The following is an 18,054-nucleotide window of genomic DNA, read 5'->3' as shown; positions in this document are numbered from 1 at the left end:
ATATGGAAAATAACGTAACTGCTATTGATAAAACGCGATTTCTCGTCCATACCGCGCTGGTTGCCGTTTTATTTTCGGCGTCGTGCGGCGTCAGAGCAGCAGAGAATCTCGACCTGACCTTCAGCGCAAATATCCGGGAAACAACCTGTGATATTAAAATTGATGGGGGAACAGGTGATGGCACAAATAATACCATTACGATTGGCGCTAACGGGAATACCCGTGTAGATACGATTGCAACGGGAGAAGCAAAAGAAAACTTCAAACTGGTGATCACCGAGTGCCCTTCCAGTCTGGTTTCGTTAAAGACGGAAGTGGCAGGTACCGCTTCAGGTAGCGTCAACACCGCTATCGCGAACGGCATCGACTCATCAGCAGGAGGAGCCGCCAACACGGGGCTGTCTATTGCGCGTGTCTCTGCTCCGGATGCCCCTTTTGTCATCAATTCGACAGATGACAGTAAACGGCTGGTATGGACACCAGCAGAAATCAGCGCAAAAGAAGTTGGGCTGGTGGCCACGATGGTAGAAACCGTTGCCAATCAGGCCACAACGGGCTCATTTCGAGCCATTGCGACGTTTAACTTCAGTTACGAATAACGGTACAGGGAAAGGAGCGAGTAATGCGTAAACATCTGACGGCTTTAACAATGGCGATTTGCGGTGGACTGTTGTCCTTCGCCTCACAGGCACAGATCAGCGGTACATCCAGCCTGACGGCAACATTTGAAACCAATGTTGTGCCAGGCACCTGTACCGCAGAAATTCAGGATTCCGCAGGCAATGCATCGACAGAAATTAATTTTGGCGATGTGTTCAAGTCCGATCTGACGGCGAAAAGCCGTATCGAAGCCTTTAAACTGAATTTCAGCAACTGTTCGGGGGTGAAAAGCGCCACCGTGCAGGCCACCCCGGGCGCAGGCACAAGCTGTTCTACCGGATCCAGCGACAAATTTGGTTCAACACACGGAACGGCTTTCGAAGTCTGGAAAGGTCTTGCCGATACCGGCACCGTTCTCAATTGCACCACCCAACCCACCCAAAACGTGACGATCAGTTCGGGTTCCGGTTCGCTGGATATGAATGCGCGTATTGTTATTGCCGATGGAAAAACCATTGCCGATGTTACGCCTGGTGCGGTGACATCCCTGGTAACGTTCATGGTGACCTATCAGTGAAACCAGAGAGGAATTGTCCGGACGGATGCCGGCAGTTCCTTTCTTTTTCTGCGTAGATTTCAACTTATGATAAAAAAGAGTGCTTTCAATGCTCTGGTGATGCTTCTGGTATTTGCCGCCTTTGGAATGCTGTGCCGCCCGGCATTGGCCGATCAAAGCTGTTATATCGAAAGCAATAACGCGGGCACGTATACCACCGGAAGCTCATCGCTTCTTAACCTCTCGACAAATAAAGTTTCCACGCCAACGAGCCTGGATGTGACATCCACATATGTGATCCAGTTTATTACCAGCAACCCAATAGGCTGTAAAAACTGGAACCCCTACGACAATACCGTCCACTTTACGAATGCCGCAGGGAATTTGCTCGATACGCAATACACCACGCCAGAGGGCAACGCCCTGCTTAAAACCACGGTGCCGGGCATTGACTACACTGTCGAGTTAATGTGTTACGTATCAGATGGTTGCGGTTCATCGCATCCAACGGTTGATCTCTATCTGAAGGGAGGAAATGGCACGGATAATACGGTGCCATCACAAAGCAGTGGGGCTCCCTATGCTGATGCCGACAGCCAATGGAAGCTCAAATTTACGCTCTGGATCACGCCACAATTTAAACCGCAGAAAGGTATCAATACCGGAAACTCACTCGCCGGTACGATTGCCTATTTCCAAATTGGAACCAGCAGTCAGCCTAAAATTATCTTCAGTGCCACAACCAGCACGCTGAAATTTACGGTCCCGGCAAGCAGTTGCTCATTTGGTGTCGCGCAGGGTGATACCGTCTCGGGTAATAACGTTGCGCTGGGTGATTACTGGATAGATGATATTAAAAACAACAACACGCCGGTTATTCCCTTCTCAATCTCGCTTGCAAGCTGTTATACCCCCAAGCTCAAGGTGAAGATGACATCGGCCTTTGTTTCTCCGGATCACAGCATGTTAGGGCTGAGTAGCGGGAGCGCGGCAGGGGTCGCCGTCAGGATCATTAACACGGATACTGCCAGCGTGATGATCCCAAACAGTGAAACCAGTACCGATATTGATCGCAGCAGTGACTGGTCATCACTGGAGAATCTTCACTTTTCAGCCCAACTGTTATCCGATGGCGGGGCTATTAAAGCGGGCGATTTTAATGCAGCAGCCACCTTTTTGATGGATTATGAATAGCAAAAAGTTCAGTGGTTGTCGCGTTCGTGAAACAGGACAAAGGGCGGATTTTTTTGCTGCTGATGCCATAAACTGGTCACGCCGGGTTCGCCCTGCGCCACGATGGCATCACGAAATTCTGCGCTGCTCAATGACTCTCGCCGGGGATACATTAACTCGAGTAAGGCGAGATTAATTCCCGAGATAACCTCACAGCAGTCGTGTTTGTGGCTCAACAGGGCCGCTGCGCGATATGGCGCCGCGCCTGATTTATCGGTAAGAAAAATAACGCCGTCACCGGTGTCCGTTTCATGCAGGGCATCGCACATCATTCGGCTGAGCATGTTGGTGCTCAAACCGCGCCAGTAATTGACGGCCCGACATTGCACCAGCGGACCAAACCTGGCTTCAAGCTTGTCCAGCATATCCTGCGCGTGTTCATCGTGGCAGGTGATAACCCATCCCAGCATAACTCTCTCCTTAGCAGGCAAGTAGTTTAGCGGAGTGAAGGTTAGCTTTCGGTGATAACTGTCAAAGAAAAGCGCCCGGCAAACAGAATGTCGCCGGGCGGAAGATTAGCTGCGCAGACCGCGCCCGCGCTGGATCAGATACCAGCACAGCAGGTAGAAGGCGATGATGAACACAACCAGCACCGCCACCGTGGTAAACAGCGGCACATCGGTGATCCCGAGGAAGCCAAAGCGGAAACCGCTGATCATGTAGACAATCGGGTTCAGGTGCGACAGCGCCTGCCAGAATGGCGGCAGCAGCGTCAGGGAATAGAACACCCCGCCCAGATAGGTCAGCGGCGTCAGCACAAAGGTCGGGATTAGGCTGATATCGTCAAACGTTTTGGCAAACACCGCGTTGAGCAGACCGGCCAGCGAGAAGAGGATCGCCGTCAGCAGCAGCGTCAGGGCCACAAACAGCCAGGAGTGCACCTGGAACGGCACGAAGAACAGCGAAATGGCCGTCACCAGGATCCCGACACACAAACCGCGCGCCACGCCGCCACCGACGTAACCCGCAATGATCACATGCGTTGGCACCGGTGCCACCAGCAGTTCCTCAATATTGCGCTGGAACTTGGCGCTAAAGAACGATGACGCCACGTTAGTATAGGCGTTGGTGATCACCGCCATCATGATCAGGCCCGGCACGATAAACTGCATATAGGTAAAGCCGTGCATTTCACCAATACGGGAACCAATCAGGTTACCGAAGATGATGAAATAGAGGGTCATGGTGATCACCGGCGGCACCAGGGTTTGCACCCAGATGCGCATAAAGCGGTTAATCTCTTTCGCCCAGATACTTTTCAGCGCGACCCAGTAAAGATGCGTCATGCCTTGTCTCCTTGTTTATCCTGCACCAGAGAGACAAACAGCTCTTCCAGTCGGTTCGCTTTGTTACGCATACTTAAAACCTGAATGCCCTGCGCGCTCAGCTGCGAGAACACGCTGTTAATTCCCTGCTCGCGCAAGACTTCCACTTCCAGCGTCGAGGTATCCACCAGACGATACTGGTACCCTTCAAGCTTCGGTAGCGGGCTTTTTGCCGCCAGATCGAGAATGAAGGTCTCTGATTTGAGCTTAGAGAGCAGATTCTTCATCGAGGTATTTTCCACCAGCTCGCCGTGCTGAATGATGCCGATGTTGCGGCACAGCATTTCCGCCTCTTCAAGATAGTGGGTGGTCAGAATAATGGTGGTGCCTTTGTCGTTGAGGTCTTTCAGAAAGCCCCACATGGAACGACGCAGTTCGATATCCACGCCCGCAGTCGGTTCATCGAGAATAAGCAGTTTTGGCTCGTGCATCAGCGCACGGGCAATCATCAGGCGGCGCTTCATCCCGCCGGACAGCATACGCGCACGTTCGTTACGCTTTTCCCACAGATCGAGCTGTTTGAGGTATTTTTCACTGCGTGCTAACGCCTCTTTTCGCTCAACGCCATAATAACCCGCCTGGTTGACGACGATTTGCTGCACCGTCTCAAACGGGTTGAAGTTGAACTCCTGCGGGACCAGCCCGAGCTGGCGCTTGGCGTTCACCACATCTTTTTGCAGATCGTAGCCAAAGACGCTCACCCTGCCGGACGTTTTATTCACCAGCGAGCTGATGATACCAATGGTGGTCGATTTCCCCGCCCCGTTTGGCCCCAGAAGCGCGTAGAAATCCCCCGCCTCTACTTTCAGATCTATCCCGCGTAGCGCCTGAACGCCGCCCGGATAGGTTTTTTTAAGCTGCTCAAGCTCCAGTGCAATCGCCATGAAATAAACTTACCTTAGGTTCTGACACACGTTGTGTGGTTTCATTAAAAGTCGGGTTACCCTATAGTAGCGCAACGCAATTACTCGGTTACAGGTCGCTAACCTCCATGAACAACATAGATACACTCATCAGCAACAATGCACTATGGTCAAAAATGCTGGTGGAGGAAGACCCCGGATTTTTTGGAAAGCTCGCGCAAGCGCAGAACCCACGCTTTCTCTGGATTGGATGTTCCGACAGCCGGGTGCCGGCAGAGCGCCTGACAGGTCTTGAGCCCGGTGAACTGTTTGTTCACCGCAACGTCGCCAACCTGGTGATTCATACCGATCTCAACTGTCTTTCTGTTGTGCAGTACGCCGTTGATGTTCTGGAAGTTGAGCACATCATCATTTGCGGCCACTACGGCTGCGGCGGCGTGCAGGCGGCGGTCGAAAATCCGGAGCTGGGGCTCATTGATAACTGGCTGCTTCACATCCGTGATATCTGGTTCAAACATAGCTCACTGCTGGGTGAAATGCCGCAGGAACGTCGTATGGATACCCTTTGCGAACTCAACGTGATGGAGCAGGTGTATAACCTGGGCCACTCGACGATCATGCAATCAGCATGGAAGCGCGGGCAGAAGGTCTCTATCCACGGCTGGGCATACGGCATTCACGATGGTCTACTGCGTAACCTGGAAGTCACCGCCACCAACCGCGAAACGCTGGAGCAGCGTTACCGTTCAGGAATTGCCAACCTCAAGCTTAAGCATGTGAACCATAAATAAAGCTGGGGGGGGTTTCTCCCTCTCCCACAGGGAGAGGGCAGAGGCCGCAATTACTCGTCCAGCAATACCACTTTCCCAACATACGGCAGATGACGATAACGCTGCGCATAGTCGATGCCGTAACCGACAACGAACTCATCCGGAATAGAGAAACCCACAAACTCGACCGGCACCTGCACCTCACGGCGGTCTGGTTTATCCAGCAGGGTGCAGATAGCCAGCGATTTTGGCTCACGCAGGCCAAGGATCTCGCGCACTTTTGAGAGCGTATTGCCGGAGTCGATGATGTCTTCGACGATCAACACATCTTTGCCACGAATATCTTCATCCAGATCTTTCAGGATTTTCACATCACGGGTTGTGGACATGCCGCTGCCGTAGCTGGAGGCGGTCATAAAATCGACTTCGTGCGGCACCTGCACTTCACGGCACAGGTCTGCCATGAACATGAAAGAGCCACGCAACAGACCGACCAGCACCATTTCGCTGCCGCTGTCCTTGTAATGTTCGGTGATTTGACGACCCAGTTCGGCGATACGCGCTTTGATCTCGGCTTCCGGGATCATCACTTCAACAGTATGTTTCATATTACTAACCACATGATTTTGATGAAAATCTCTCAATGCGAATACAGGGTATTCCGGCATCGATACGCAAGCCAGCCATTATACCAGTAAATGGCTACGCCTGGCGCATGAGTTATAAAAAGCAAATATTGTGATTCCGATCACACTTGTTAATACCTATAATTAGTTGCTAGCAAATTATTAACAAAAACTGACGAGTACACTTTCTATGGCTGAAACAAACTCTAAACAGCCGCGTCTACTGGTGACACTAACAGCGTTATTCGCCGCCTTCTGCGGCCTGTACCTGTTAATCGGTGGCGTCTGGCTGGTCGCGATCGGCGGCTCCTGGTACTACCCGATTGCGGGCCTGGTTATGCTTGGCGTAACCGTCCTGCTCTGGCGTAGAAAACAATCCGCACTGTGGCTTTACGCCGCATTACTCCTCGCAACCATGATCTGGGGCGTCTGGGAAGTCGGCTTCGACTTCTGGGCACTGACGCCGCGCAGCGACATTCTGGTGTTCTTCGGTATCTGGCTGATCCTGCCGTTCGTCTGGCGTCGCCTGATTGTGCCGTCCAGTGGTGCCGTTGCGGCGCTGGTGGTAGCCCTGTTAATCAGCGGCGGCATTCTGACCTGGGCCGGCTTTAACGACCCGCAGGAGATCAACGGGACGCTGAATGCAGAATCCACGCCTGCGGCGGCGATCTCGCAGGTCGCTGACGGTGACTGGCCAGCCTACGGGCGTAATCAGGAAGGCCAGCGTTACTCCCCGCTGAAGCAGATCAACGCTGACAACGTTAAAAACCTGAAAGAAGCCTGGGTATTCCGTACCGGCGATCTGAAGATGCCGAACGATCCGGGTGAACTGACCAACGAAGTCACGCCGATTAAAGTGGGCAACATGCTTTATCTGTGTACGGCGCACCAGCGTCTGTTCGCGCTCGACGCGGCCACCGGTAAAGAGAAATGGCACTTCGATCCGCAGCTGAACTCTAATCCATCCTTCCAGCACGTCACCTGCCGTGGCGTTTCTTACCACGAAGCGCGTGCGGATAATGCGAGCCCAGAGGTTATTGCCGACTGTCCTCGCCGCATTATGCTGCCGGTGAACGATGGTCGCCTGTTCGCGATTAACGCCGAAACGGGCAAGCTGTGCGAAACTTTTGCCAACAAAGGTATCCTCAATCTGCAGACCAACATGCCGGACACCACGCAGGGTCTGTATGAACCGACTTCACCGCCCATCATCACCGATAAAACCATCGTGATTGCGGGTTCGGTTACGGATAACTTCTCCACCCGCGAAACCTCTGGCGTTATTCGTGGTTTCGACGTGAACACCGGTAAACTGCTGTGGGCCTTCGATCCGGGCGCGAAAGATCCAAACGCGATCCCGTCGGATGAACACACCTTTACCTTTAACTCGCCGAACTCCTGGGCACCGGCCGCGTATGACGCGAAGCTGGATCTGGTCTACCTGCCTATGGGTGTGACCACGCCGGATATCTGGGGCGGAAATCGCACACCGGAGCAGGAGCGTTATGCCAGCTCCATCGTGGCGCTGAACGCGACCACCGGTAAACTGGCCTGGAGCTATCAGACTGTTCACCACGACCTGTGGGACATGGACATGCCGTCCCAGCCGACGCTGGCGGACATTACCGTTAACGGTAAAACCGTGCCGGTAATTTATGCTCCGGCGAAAACCGGTAACATCTTCGTGCTGGACCGTCGTAACGGCGAGCTGGTCGTCCCTGCGCCGGAAAAACCGGTTCCGCAGGGTGCAGCAAAAGGCGACTACGTCACCAGGACGCAGCCGTTCTCTGACCTGAGCTTCCGTCCGAAGAAAGACCTCAGCGGAGCAGACATGTGGGGTGCCACCATGTTTGACCAGCTGGTGTGCCGCGTGATGTTCCATCAGCTGCGCTATGAAGGTATCTTCACACCGCCGTCTGAGCAGGGCACGCTGGTCTTCCCGGGTAACCTGGGGATGTTCGAATGGGGCGGGATCTCCGTTGACCCGAACCGTCAGGTGGCAATTGCCAACCCAATGGCGCTGCCGTTTGTCTCTAAGCTGATCCCGCGCGGTCCTGGTAACCCGATGGAGCAGCCGAAAGACGCTAAAGGCAGCGGTACCGAAGCCGGTATTCAGCCGCAGTACGGCGTGCCGTTTGGCGTGACGCTGAATCCGTTCCTGTCTCCGTTTGGTCTGCCGTGTAAACAGCCTGCCTGGGGTTATATCTCCGGTCTGGATCTGAAAACCAACGAGATCGTGTGGAAAAAACGTATTGGTACCCCGCAGGACAGCATGCCGTTCCCGATGCCGGTTCCGGTGCCGTTCAATATGGGTATGCCAATGCTGGGTGGCCCAATCTCTACCGCCGGTAACGTGCTGTTCATCGCGGCAACCGCAGATAACTACCTGCGCGCGTACAACATGACCAACGGTGAGAAATTGTGGCAAGGCCGTCTGCCAGCCGGTGGACAAGCGACGCCGATGACCTATGAAGTGAATGGCAAGCAGTACGTTGTCATCTCCGCGGGCGGTCACGGTTCGTTTGGCACGAAGATGGGCGACTATATTGTCGCGTATGCGTTGCCGGACGATGCCAAATAAATGCAAAACGGCAACGAAAGTTGCCGTTTTAGTGTTTGTTCCCTCTCCCCGTGGGAGAGGGTCAGGGTGAGGGCATCAGGCCGCACCGCTTTATACGGTGAACCCCAGCATCATCCCCGTATCCTCATGCTCCAGCAGATGACAGTGCGCCATGTAGGCAAACTCTTTCGGTGCATCGTGGTCAAACTTCACCAGCACCTCACTGACGCCGCCTTCCACTCGCACCGTATCCTTCCAGCCCGCGCGATGCGCATCCGGCGCTTTGCCGTTCTCAGAGAGAATGCGGAACTGGGTACCGTGGATATGGAACGGATGCAGCATCATGTCCCCTTCACCTGAAATCACCCAGCGCTCAAACTGCCCTTTTGCGGCAGCAAACATTGGCGTGTTCATGTCAAACGCTTTGCCGTTGATCTTATTAGCGTTGTGGAAATCAAAGCCATGGTCACCGTGGTTCATGTTCCCCATACCGCCCATTTTGCCGTGGTCCATATTCATGTGGCCCATCATCTGTCCGTGATGCATTCCCGCCATCGCCTGATTACCGTATTTCTTCATCAGGGCCTGCATACCCATCATGTCGAGCATCGGGTCCATGGCGAGCTGAAGCTTCCGCTGGGTTAATCCTTCGAGGGACGGTAGCGCCGGGAGCGTAGTCAGGGTATCCGGCAGCGTACCGGAGGCCGTCACCTGCAGCGGCTGAATACGCAGCACCGGATGCGCCTTGTCGAAGGGCGCGACCGCCATTCCCATCTGGCTAACCGGCAGCGTCACCAGGTCAAACGCTTTGCCGTCGCTGATATCCACCAGCACTTCAAAACGTTCCCCCATCAGCATCGATAATTCATTGACCTTCACCGGCTCAGGCAGCAGTCCCCCGTCGCTGGCTACCACGTACAAAGGGCGTTTATCGCTGGTGGCGAAATTGAGTGAGCGTGCGTTACACCCGTTGAGCAGGCGCAGGCGCAGCCAGCCTTTCGGTGCGGCGTGCTGAGGGTAAATCGCACCGTTGGTCAGCAGCGTATCGCCAAACCAGCCGACCGCCGCGCTCATGACGTCAAGCCTGTAGTCAATTTCCCCGTCAGCGGTGAACTTCTTGTCCTGCACAATCACCGGCACGTCGTCGATGCCCCACTGTTCAGGCAGGCGCAGCAGACGGCTTTCGTCGTCTTCAATCAGCACCAGCCCCGCCAGCCCCATCGCTACCTGATGGCCGGTTTTGCCATGCTGGTGCGGGTGAAACCAACAGGTTGCGGCGCGCTGTTCCGGCGTAAAGGTGACGCTGCGCTTGCCGCCCGCCTTGATGACTCCCTGCGGCCCGCCGTCCACCTCGCCCGGCACTTCCAGCCCGTGCCAGTGCAGTGTCGTCTCTTCGGCGAGCGTGTTGTGGATATCTACCGTCACCGCCTGCCCTTTTCGTAACCGAAGCGCCGGACCGAGCAGATTACCGTTATAACCCCACGTGGTGGCGCTGTGTGCGCCGAACGTCGTTTTACCGGCCTGAACAACAAGCTGGATACGGCTACGGGCGTCAGCGGTCAGTAAGTCGGGAATGGGCAAGGCAGGTCTGTCAGCCGCAAAAACCGCGCGACTCCAGAGAGGTAAGGCGCTGGCCGCTCCCAGCGCGATGGAATATTTCAAAAAATCACGACGTTGCATGTTCATTTCCTTATTTCCAGCAGGCGATCTTTTGAGCATAAACCCTCCCCTTACCGGAAGGTCAAGTAAAGCGGCAATAATAAAGATCGTCGCACTGGCATCAAGTATGCTAACGTTAATTTTCCGTGAAGCAGTGGTAGAAGCAATGAAGACGTTTTTCAGGACAATTTTGTTCAGTAGCCTGATGGCAATGTGTGCGAACAGCTATGCGCTAAGTGAAAATGAAGCGGAAGATATGGCCGACTTAACGGCGGTTTTTGTATTCCTGAAAAATGATTGTGGCTACCAGAATTTACCCAACGGCCAGATTCGCCGCGCACTGGTCTTTTTTGCCCAACAGAACCAGTGGGATCTCAGCAACTACGACAGCTTCGACATGAAGGCGCTCGGTGAAGACAGCTACCGTGACTTAAGCGGTATCGGCATCCCCACTGCAAAAAAATGCAAAGCGCTGGCTCGCGATTCACTCAGCCTGCTCGCCTACGTGAAATAACCTTTCCGACGCCCCTTGTTGAACCTATAGCCGTGCAACCGCGGTTATAGTTAGCTATCATGTTTCGCTCATTTTTTGTGAGTGTAACGGATGTTAACAAAGGAGGAGTCCGCGTATGGCCGACCACACGTTGTGGCATGAAACACTGCATGACCAGTTTGGTCAGTACTTTGCCGTTGATAACGTGCTTTATCATGAAAAAACCGATCATCAGGATCTGATCATCTTCGAAAATGCCGCCTTTGGCCGCGTCATGGCGCTGGACGGCGTGGTGCAAACCACCGAACGCGATGAGTTTATCTATCATGAGATGATGACCCACGTCCCGCTTCTGGCGCACGGGCACGCAAAACACGTGCTGATTATCGGCGGTGGCGACGGCGCAATGCTGCGCGAAGTTTCCCGTCATCAGTCCATTGAAACCATCACCATGGTGGAGATCGATGCGGGCGTGGTCTCTTTCTGCCGTCAGTATCTGCCCAACCACAATGCCGGTAGCTACGACGATCCGCGTTTCAGGCTGGTGATTGACGATGGCGTCAACTTCGTTAACCAGACAACCCAGACGTTTGACGTCATTATCTCCGACTGTACCGACCCGATCGGTCCTGGCGCGTCGCTGTTTACCTCCTCCTTCTACGAAGGCTGCAAGCGTTGCCTGAACCCAGGCGGGATCTTCGTGGCGCAAAATGGCGTCTGCTTCCTGCAGCAGGATGAAGCGCTCGACAGCCATCGTAAGCTGAGCACCTATTTCGGCGATGTCAGCTTCTATCAGGCCGCTATTCCAACCTACTACGGTGGGATCATGACCTTTGCCTGGGCCACGGATAACGATGTCCTGCGCCATCTCTCCACTGAAATTATCCAGGCACGCTTCCATCAGGCGGCGCTCACGTGCCGTTATTACAATCCGGCGGTCCATACCGCAGCCTTTGCCTTGCCGCAGTACCTGCAAGATGCACTGTCCTCCCAGGGGGTGAACTAATTGAAAAAGCTTAAACTGCATGGCTTTAACAACCTGACCAAAAGCCTGAGTTTTTGTATTTACGATATCTGCTATGCCAAAACAGCGGAAGAGCGCGATGGTTACATCGCCTATATCGATGAACTCTACAACGCCAACCGTCTGACAGAGATCCTGACAGAAACCTGTTCGATCATCGGCGCAAACATCCTGAATATCGCCCGACAGGATTATGAACCCCAGGGCGCCAGCGTGACCATACTGGTCAGTGAAGAGCCGGTCGATCCGAAGCTCATCGACAAAACTGAACATCCGGGCCCGCTGCCGGAAGTGGTTGTGGCCCACCTTGATAAAAGCCACATCTGCGTACATACCTACCCGGAAAGTCATCCGGAAGGTGGGCTGTGCACGTTCCGCGCCGATATCGAAGTGTCGACCTGCGGCGTGATTTCCCCGCTAAACGCGCTGAACTATTTAATCCACCAGCTGGAATCGGATATCGTCACGATTGATTATCGCGTGCGTGGTTTTACCCGTGATATCAACGGGATGAAGCATTTCATCGACCATGAAATTAACTCCATTCAGAACTTTATGTCCGACGACATGAAATCGCTGTACGACATGGTGGACGTGAACGTCTATCAGGAAAACATCTTCCACACCAAGATGTTGCTGAAGGAGTTCGACCTGAAGCATTACATGTTCCATACCCGGCCAGAAGATTTGAGCGAAGAGGAGCGCAAGGTCATCACAGACCTGCTCTGGAAAGAGATGCGCGAAATCTACTACGGCCGCAATATTCCGGCCGTGTAAAACGCACGAGGAGCAAGGACGCTCCGGTAAGCTATTTCTGTTTCATAAACGCCCGGTACGCCGCCACAACCTGCAGAAAGTCCTCTACGCCGCACAGCGACAGGCTCTCTTCGTCGTAGTAGCTCATCCCCTCTTCCATCTCATCACCCGAAAATTCAAGCTGGTTGGCGCGCACCATCACCTCTTCGCCATCCATCCACAGCGTGTATTCATGTCCGGCACGTTGCCAGGAGCGTTCACTGCCTTTCACCGTATTTGCCGCCTGTTCAACTTCATCAAGCAGGGCGAGATTCTCTTTCACCTCTTCGTTAAACCAGTGTCCTACGGCTTCGTGGCCCATCGACATACGCACTTTCACCACCCCAGTGATGTCGCGCAGAAATTCGTAATCCATAGTGTTTTCCTCTGCAAAGCCATTACGGTAATTATCGCAGCAGAGAGGAAGAAAAAAAGCGTGAGAGGTGGGAGGAATGAAAATAAAAAGGTGAGAGCAAGGCCCTGCGGCCTAATGCCCTCACCCCGTCCCTCTCCCACGGGAGAGGGTGCAAATACTAAAAACCGTCTCGCAGAGACGGTTTTGCTGTTTATACCGCCGTCTGGAAGATAACCCCGTCAGCTTTCTCGGTGTATTGAGAGAGCTGGTCGAAGTTCAGATAGCGATAGGTATCCACCGCAGTCTTATCCACCTGAGCAACAAAGGTCTGGTACTCTTCCGGCGTTGGCAGTTTGCCAATCAGCGCCGCAACCGCCGCCAGCTCTGCTGATGCCAGGTAAACGTTCGCACCGGTGCCTAAACGGTTCGGGAAGTTACGGGTCGAGGTGGAGACCACCGTCGCACCGTCGGCTACGCGCGCCTGGTTACCCATACACAGGGAACAGCCAGGAATTTCGATGCGCGCACCGCTCTTACCAAACACGCTGTAGTAACCCTCTTCGGTCAGCTGAGCCGCGTCCATACGGGTTGGCGGCGCCACCCACAGACGGGTTGGCAACTGGCCTTTATGGGTATCCAGCAGTTTACCGGCAGCACGGAAGTGACCGATGTTGGTCATACAGGATCCGATGAACACTTCGTCGATCTTCTCGCCCTGAACTTCAGAGAGCGGACGCGCGTCGTCCGGATCGTTTGGCGCACACAGGATAGGCTCTTTGATATCCGCCAGATCGATGTCGATCACCGCCGCGTACTCAGCGTCAGCATCGGCTTCCAGCAGCTGCGGATCGGCCAGCCATTTTTCCATGCCCTGGATACGACGCTCCAGCGTACGACGGTCGCCGTAGCCTTCTGCAATCATCCACTTCAGCAGCACGATGTTCGAGTTCAGATACTCGATAATCGGCTCTTTGTTCAGCTTGATGGTACAACCCGCAGCGGAACGCTCAGCGGACGCATCGGTCAGCTCGAATGCCTGCTCAACTTTCAGATCCGGCAGACCTTCAATCTCCAGAATGCGGCCAGAGAAGATGTTTTTCTTACCTTTCTTCTCAACGGTCAGCAGGCCCTGTTTAATCGCATACAGCGGGATCGCGTGAACCAGGTCGCGCAGGGTGATACCCGGCTGCATTTTGCCTTTGAAACGCACGAGTACGGATTCAGGCATATCCAGCGGCATCACGCCGGTCGCCGCCGCGAACGCCACCAGACCAGAGCCCGCCGGGAAGGAGATACCAATTGGGAAACGGGTATGGGAGTCACCGCCGGTACCCACAGTATCCGGCAGCAGCATACGGTTCAGCCAGGAGTGGATCACGCCGTCGCCCGGACGCAGGGAAACGCCGCCACGGTTCATGATGAAGTCTGGCAGCGTGTGGTGCGTGGTCACGTCAACCGGTTTCGGATATGCCGCGGTGTGACAGAAGGACTGCATCACCAGGTCAGACGAGAAGCCCAGGCACGCCAGGTCTTTCAGCTCGTCACGGGTCATTGGGCCAGTGGTGTCCTGAGAACCGACGGAGGTCATCTTAGGTTCGCAGTAAGCGCCCGGACGAATGCCAGCGACGCCGCACGCGCGGCCCACCATTTTCTGCGCCAGCGAGTAACCGCGATTGCTTTCCGCGACGTCTTTCGCGCGACGGAAAACGTCTGAGTGCGGCAGACCCAGCGCTTCACGCGCTTTGGTCGTCAGGCCACGGCCGATGATCAGTGGAATACGGCCACCGGCGCGCACTTCATCGATCAGCACGTCGGTTTTCAGCGCAAAGCTCGCCAGCAGTTCGTTAGTTTCGTGGTTACGCACTTCCCCTTTGTACGGGTAAACGTCAATCACGTCGCCCATATTCAGGTTAGAAACATCCACTTCGATCGGCAGTGCGCCAGCATCTTCCATGGTGTTGAAGAAGATCGGGGCAATCTTACCACCCAGGCACAGACCGCCACCGCGTTTGTTCGGCACATGCGGAATGTCGTCACCCATAAACCACAGCACGGAGTTGGTCGCAGATTTACGGGAAGAACCGGTCCCCACAACATCACCCACGTAGGCCAGCGGGAAACCTTTTTTCTGTAAGGCTTCGATCTGTTTGATCGGACCGACAACGCCAGGCTGATCCGGTTCGATACCTTCACGGGCGTTTTTCAGCATCGCCAGAGCGTGCAGAGGGATATCCGGGCGAGACCACGCATCCGGCGCCGGTGAGAGGTCATCGGTGTTGGTTTCACCGGTGACTTTGAAAACAGTGACGGTAATTTTTTCAGCCAGAGCAGGACGGTTCAGGAACCATTCGGCATCAGCCCAGGACTGCATGACCTGCTTCGCATAGACGTTGCCTGCTTTGGCTTTTTCTTCCACATCGTAGAAGTTATCGAACATCAGCAGCGTGGAAGAGAGCGCTTTAGCGGCAATCGGAGCCAGCTTGTCGTTATCCAGCGCGTCAATCAACGGATGAATGTTGTAACCACCCTGCATGGTGCCGAGCAGTTCAATGGCTTTTTCAGGAGTAACCAGTGGGGAGGTGGCTTCGCCTTTGGCGATAGCAGCAAGGAATCCGGCTTTTACGTAGGCAGCTTCATCTACGCCAGGCGGTACGCGGTTGATCAACAGATCTAACAGGAATTCTTCTTCGCCCTTAGGCGGGTTCTTCAGCAGCTCGACGAGCGCGGCCATTTGGGTTGCATCTAACGGTTTGGGTACAATTCCCTCGGCGGCACGTTCTGCTACGTGCTTACGGTATTCTTCTAGCACGACGGTTCTCCTCGCTCTCATTGTCATATGCGGCGGGCGTTCTCTTCACGCTCCTGTGAGACAGCAGTTTGTAGGGTAAATGCCCGATACCGCGTCGGGCAGCATAGCAGGATTTCTGCACAGTGTTAATCCGTTTACAAAAAAGCAACATTAAAAAGTTTGCTGAATCGTTAAGCATGGTGTAGCGGAGAGATGAGGCGAATTTTGGATACAAAAAAACCGCCTCACAGCGGTTAATTTGTTGCCTTGCGGTGGTAGCACACCGGGCTGGCAGATTTGCGGCAATACACTCGACACTAATATTGCTCTTCAGTAAGAAAATCTGCAAGTCCCTTCCTGGCGTTTACGAGCCGCCATCCAGTTTCGGATGAAAAAGGATGCAACTGCATTTCCCCGCTTCTCAGCGCTTACCTACTGTAATACTGTTGCACCCGGCCTGCTTCGCTGGTGTAGCAACCAGTCACCGGGCCCGGGAGCAGTTCCGTAACCTACGCGGCAATACACTTATTTGCCTGGTTCTGCCTTTCCCGGTGGGGAATGAACCCGCGTAGCCTTTACAGGAACGCACGCAATGGAGATGCGAATCACTGCGCTGATCGTTGCGCTCGGTTTACTGCTGGCCGCTCGCAAGAGCGGCCTTCTGAATTCCCTGCTGTTTTTCCCGCATCGCATATAATTGTGTAATAAATACTCACACTCTTTATCCGGACGTACCGGACGCTTCCCAATAAAAGTCAAAACAGTAAAAGACGGGTGAATAATACTCACGCCAACCGTAACGCCTCACGGCACAGCGCTGGTCTCGTTGGAGTCATTTTATGAAGTTGCCCTTTAAACCACATCTGCTTGTCCTTCTCTGCAGTGCCGGGCTGCTTGCCGCCTCAGGCGTCATGTTTGTCAAAAGCCGTGCAACGGAACCCGTTGCGCCAGCCCCCGTCGCACAACAACCGACTGCACCGGCTACGCCTGCCGCAGCACAACCCGCCCCTGTCGTCGCGCCAACGTATTCTGCCGCGCAGATCGATCAGTGGGTTGCTCCCATCGCGCTCTACCCGGACGCCCTGCTGTCACAAATTTTAATGGCCTCGACTTACCCGGCCAACGTGATCCAGGCGGCCCAGTGGTCAAAAGATAACCCTAAAATGGAAGGGGACGCCGCGATTCAGGCCGTCGCCAGCCAGCCATGGGATCCCAGCGTAAAATCGCTGGTCGCCTTCCCTCAGCTTATGTCGCTAATGGGAGAAAACCCGCCGTGGGTTCAAAATTTAGGTGATGCGTTCCTCGCGCAACCGAAAGATGTGATGGATTCCGTTCAGCGCCTGCGCGCGCTGGCACAGAAGACCGGCGCCCTGCAATCGACGCCTCAGCAGACGGTCACCACCGTGACAAAACCGGCACCGGAGAAAACCAGCACCGCCGGGTCAACCACAACCACCGCGTCTGCACCCGCCCCAACGGTGATCAAAATTGAATCCGCCGACCCGCAGGTCGTTTACGTTCCCACCTATAACCCCAATACGGTTTACGGGACCTGGCCAAACACCGCCTATCCACCAACTTATCTCCCTCCGTCACCCGGTGAGCAGTTTGGTAACAGCTTCGTCAACGGCTTAGGTTTCAGCCTGGGTGTCGCCACAACCTATGCCATTTTCAGCAGCATTGACTGGGATGATGACGATGACTGGGATCATCACCATGACGACTGGGATAATCACGGCGGCTATAACCGCAACGGTGATAACAACATCAATATTAACGTTGAGAACTTCAATAAAATCAGCGGACAGCGCCTGACGGACGCCAACCGTACCTGGCAGCATAACCCGGCTTATCGGGAAGGTGTGCCCTACCCCACGAATCAGCTCAACTCGCGATTCCACTCCACCAGCACGGCAACCGGGTTAAGTTCAACACAGCAAAAACCGGTTAACCGCGACAGCCAGCGTCAGGCGGCCCTGAGCCAAATGGAGAAATCAACGGGTAAAACCTTCCCCCAAACGGCGCGTCCCGCCACGAAAGATATGCAACGTCAGGCCTCAAGCGAACAGCTGAAGCAGATTTCGCAACGCAATAACTACCGTGGCTACGACACCAACCCGCAGACGGTGAAGCGCGCCACCACGCAGCAGCGAGAAAACCGTCAGGCTGCAACCCAGAGACAAGAGAAACGAGTCTCACAACCTGCGCAGCAGCGCACGCTTCAGCAGCGAAACAGCCAGCCCCGGGCCAACGCGCTGAGCGGAAACGACAGCCGCTCCGCGAACTGGCAGGCGCAGCAGCAACGTGGTGCGCAAAGCAGACAACTCGCCGCCCGCCAGCAGCAGACGCGTCAGGCATCTGCTGGACGTGCTGAACGCCGTGAAATTCGACATCGCTAAGGGAACCG

The 18,054-nt window shown here is 54.5% G+C and carries 16 protein-coding genes; 9 read left to right on the top strand and 7 right to left on the bottom strand.

Features of this window, described 5'->3' with window-relative positions:
* Positions 1-2 precede the first annotated feature (2 nt).
* The 3 genes from SP99_RS03730 (at position 3) to SP99_RS03720 (ending at position 2,350) form a co-directional block, all read left to right on the top strand.
* Entirely contained in the window at positions 3-599 is a 597-nt protein-coding gene (locus SP99_RS03730; RefSeq protein WP_053060136.1) for a fimbrial protein, read from the top strand.
* Between the two features lie 23 nt (positions 600-622).
* Positions 623-1,177 carry a fimbrial protein gene (locus tag SP99_RS03725; protein ID WP_047957768.1) on the top strand — a complete coding sequence of 185 codons (555 nt, stop codon included), beginning with the start codon at positions 623-625 and terminating at the stop codon, positions 1,175-1,177.
* A 66-nt stretch (positions 1,178-1,243) separates the two neighbouring features.
* Complete coding sequence (locus tag SP99_RS03720; RefSeq protein ID WP_053060135.1) at positions 1,244-2,350, top strand: fimbrial protein; 1,107 nt, start codon at positions 1,244-1,246, stop codon at positions 2,348-2,350.
* A gap of 8 nt (positions 2,351-2,358) precedes the next feature.
* Here SP99_RS03720 and SP99_RS03715 read toward each other — a convergent pair whose 3' ends face one another.
* The 3 genes from SP99_RS03715 to SP99_RS03705 all read right to left on the bottom strand — a co-directional run bounded on the left by SP99_RS03715 (position 2,359) and on the right by SP99_RS03705 (position 4,598).
* Entirely contained in the window at positions 2,359-2,799 is a 441-nt protein-coding gene (locus SP99_RS03715; protein WP_025756789.1) for a PTS sugar transporter subunit IIA, read from the bottom strand.
* 105 nt (positions 2,800-2,904) lie between these two features.
* The gene (locus SP99_RS03710) at positions 2,905-3,675 is read right to left on the bottom strand and encodes an ABC transporter permease (RefSeq protein ID WP_047957767.1); all 771 of its coding nucleotides are present in this window, start codon (positions 3,673-3,675) and stop codon (positions 2,905-2,907) included.
* On the bottom strand, positions 3,672-4,598 hold the full coding sequence (locus SP99_RS03705) for an ABC transporter ATP-binding protein (protein ID WP_045285856.1): 927 nt from the start codon (positions 4,596-4,598) through the stop codon (positions 3,672-3,674). Before SP99_RS03705 ends, SP99_RS03710 begins: the two co-directional genes overlap by 4 nt.
* A gap of 107 nt (positions 4,599-4,705) precedes the next feature.
* On the opposite strand from SP99_RS03705, the gene can reads away from it, so the two are divergent.
* Complete coding sequence (can, locus tag SP99_RS03700) at positions 4,706-5,368, top strand: carbonate dehydratase (protein ID WP_013095615.1); 663 nt, start codon at positions 4,706-4,708, stop codon at positions 5,366-5,368.
* A gap of 50 nt (positions 5,369-5,418) precedes the next feature.
* Here the strand turns inward: can and hpt are convergent, their stop codons facing one another.
* Positions 5,419-5,955, bottom strand: coding sequence for a hypoxanthine phosphoribosyltransferase (hpt, locus tag SP99_RS03695; protein ID WP_025756787.1), 537 nt, complete (start codon positions 5,953-5,955; stop codon positions 5,419-5,421).
* A gap of 208 nt (positions 5,956-6,163) precedes the next feature.
* Here hpt and SP99_RS03690 point away from each other — a divergent pair, with 208 nt between their 5' ends.
* Positions 6,164-8,554, top strand: a complete 2,391-nt coding sequence (locus SP99_RS03690) for a glucose/quinate/shikimate family membrane-bound PQQ-dependent dehydrogenase (RefSeq protein WP_047957766.1) — start codon at positions 6,164-6,166, stop codon at positions 8,552-8,554.
* 90 nt (positions 8,555-8,644) lie between these two features.
* On the opposite strand, the gene cueO is transcribed toward SP99_RS03690, so the two are convergent.
* Positions 8,645-10,213, bottom strand: coding sequence for a multicopper oxidase CueO (gene cueO / locus SP99_RS03685; RefSeq protein ID WP_047957765.1), 1,569 nt, complete (start codon positions 10,211-10,213; stop codon positions 8,645-8,647).
* 145 nt (positions 10,214-10,358) lie between these two features.
* On the opposite strand from cueO, the gene SP99_RS03680 reads away from it, so the two are divergent.
* The 3 genes from SP99_RS03680 (at position 10,359) to speD (ending at position 12,486) form a co-directional block, all read left to right on the top strand.
* The gene (locus SP99_RS03680; protein WP_025756784.1) at positions 10,359-10,706 is read left to right on the top strand and encodes a YacC family pilotin-like protein; all 348 of its coding nucleotides are present in this window, start codon (positions 10,359-10,361) and stop codon (positions 10,704-10,706) included.
* A 115-nt stretch (positions 10,707-10,821) separates the two neighbouring features.
* Positions 10,822-11,691, top strand: a complete 870-nt coding sequence (gene speE / locus SP99_RS03675) for a polyamine aminopropyltransferase (RefSeq protein ID WP_025756783.1) — start codon at positions 10,822-10,824, stop codon at positions 11,689-11,691.
* Positions 11,692-12,486 (top strand): adenosylmethionine decarboxylase, encoded by a 795-nt coding sequence (gene speD / locus SP99_RS03670; RefSeq protein ID WP_025756782.1) that lies wholly within the window; start codon positions 11,692-11,694, stop codon positions 12,484-12,486.
* A gap of 31 nt (positions 12,487-12,517) precedes the next feature.
* Here speD and yacL read toward each other — a convergent pair whose 3' ends face one another.
* A complete protein-coding gene (gene yacL / locus SP99_RS03665) occupies positions 12,518-12,880 on the bottom strand; it encodes a protein YacL (protein ID WP_014830673.1) in 363 nt (120 codons plus the stop codon).
* Between the two features lie 190 nt (positions 12,881-13,070).
* On the bottom strand, positions 13,071-15,668 hold the full coding sequence (gene acnB / locus SP99_RS03660; protein ID WP_053060134.1) for a bifunctional aconitate hydratase 2/2-methylisocitrate dehydratase: 2,598 nt from the start codon (positions 15,666-15,668) through the stop codon (positions 13,071-13,073).
* Between the two features lie 818 nt (positions 15,669-16,486).
* On the opposite strand from acnB, the gene SP99_RS03655 reads away from it, so the two are divergent.
* Positions 16,487-18,046, top strand: coding sequence for a DUF3300 domain-containing protein (locus SP99_RS03655; RefSeq protein WP_047957763.1), 1,560 nt, complete (start codon positions 16,487-16,489; stop codon positions 18,044-18,046).
* Positions 18,047-18,054 lie beyond the last annotated feature (8 nt).

The organism is Enterobacter sp. BIDMC92, from assembly GCF_001030225.1.
Lineage (GTDB): Bacteria > Pseudomonadota > Gammaproteobacteria > Enterobacterales > Enterobacteriaceae > Enterobacter > Enterobacter sichuanensis.
Note: the sequence above shows the minus strand (reverse complement) of the source record. Positions and strands in the feature narration are given on the sequence as shown.

Coding starts and splice junctions, on each gene's coding strand:
- SP99_RS03730 (WP_053060136.1), top strand. CDS start 3: ATGGAAAATAACGTAACTGCTATTGATAAAACGCGATTTCTCGTCCAT.
- SP99_RS03725 (WP_047957768.1), top strand. CDS start 623: ATGCGTAAACATCTGACGGCTTTAACAATGGCGATTTGCGGTGGACTG.
- SP99_RS03720 (WP_053060135.1), top strand. CDS start 1,244: ATGATAAAAAAGAGTGCTTTCAATGCTCTGGTGATGCTTCTGGTATTT.
- SP99_RS03715 (WP_025756789.1), bottom strand. CDS start 2,799: ATGCTGGGATGGGTTATCACCTGCCACGATGAACACGCGCAGGATATG.
- SP99_RS03710 (WP_047957767.1), bottom strand. CDS start 3,675: ATGACGCATCTTTACTGGGTCGCGCTGAAAAGTATCTGGGCGAAAGAG.
- SP99_RS03705 (WP_045285856.1), bottom strand. CDS start 4,598: ATGGCGATTGCACTGGAGCTTGAGCAGCTTAAAAAAACCTATCCGGGC.
- can (WP_013095615.1), top strand. CDS start 4,706: ATGAACAACATAGATACACTCATCAGCAACAATGCACTATGGTCAAAA.
- hpt (WP_025756787.1), bottom strand. CDS start 5,955: ATGAAACATACTGTTGAAGTGATGATCCCGGAAGCCGAGATCAAAGCG.
- SP99_RS03690 (WP_047957766.1), top strand. CDS start 6,164: ATGGCTGAAACAAACTCTAAACAGCCGCGTCTACTGGTGACACTAACA.
- cueO (WP_047957765.1), bottom strand. CDS start 10,213: ATGCAACGTCGTGATTTTTTGAAATATTCCATCGCGCTGGGAGCGGCC.
- SP99_RS03680 (WP_025756784.1), top strand. CDS start 10,359: ATGAAGACGTTTTTCAGGACAATTTTGTTCAGTAGCCTGATGGCAATG.
- speE (WP_025756783.1), top strand. CDS start 10,822: ATGGCCGACCACACGTTGTGGCATGAAACACTGCATGACCAGTTTGGT.
- yacL (WP_014830673.1), bottom strand. CDS start 12,880: ATGGATTACGAATTTCTGCGCGACATCACTGGGGTGGTGAAAGTGCGT.
- SP99_RS03655 (WP_047957763.1), top strand. CDS start 16,487: ATGAAGTTGCCCTTTAAACCACATCTGCTTGTCCTTCTCTGCAGTGCC.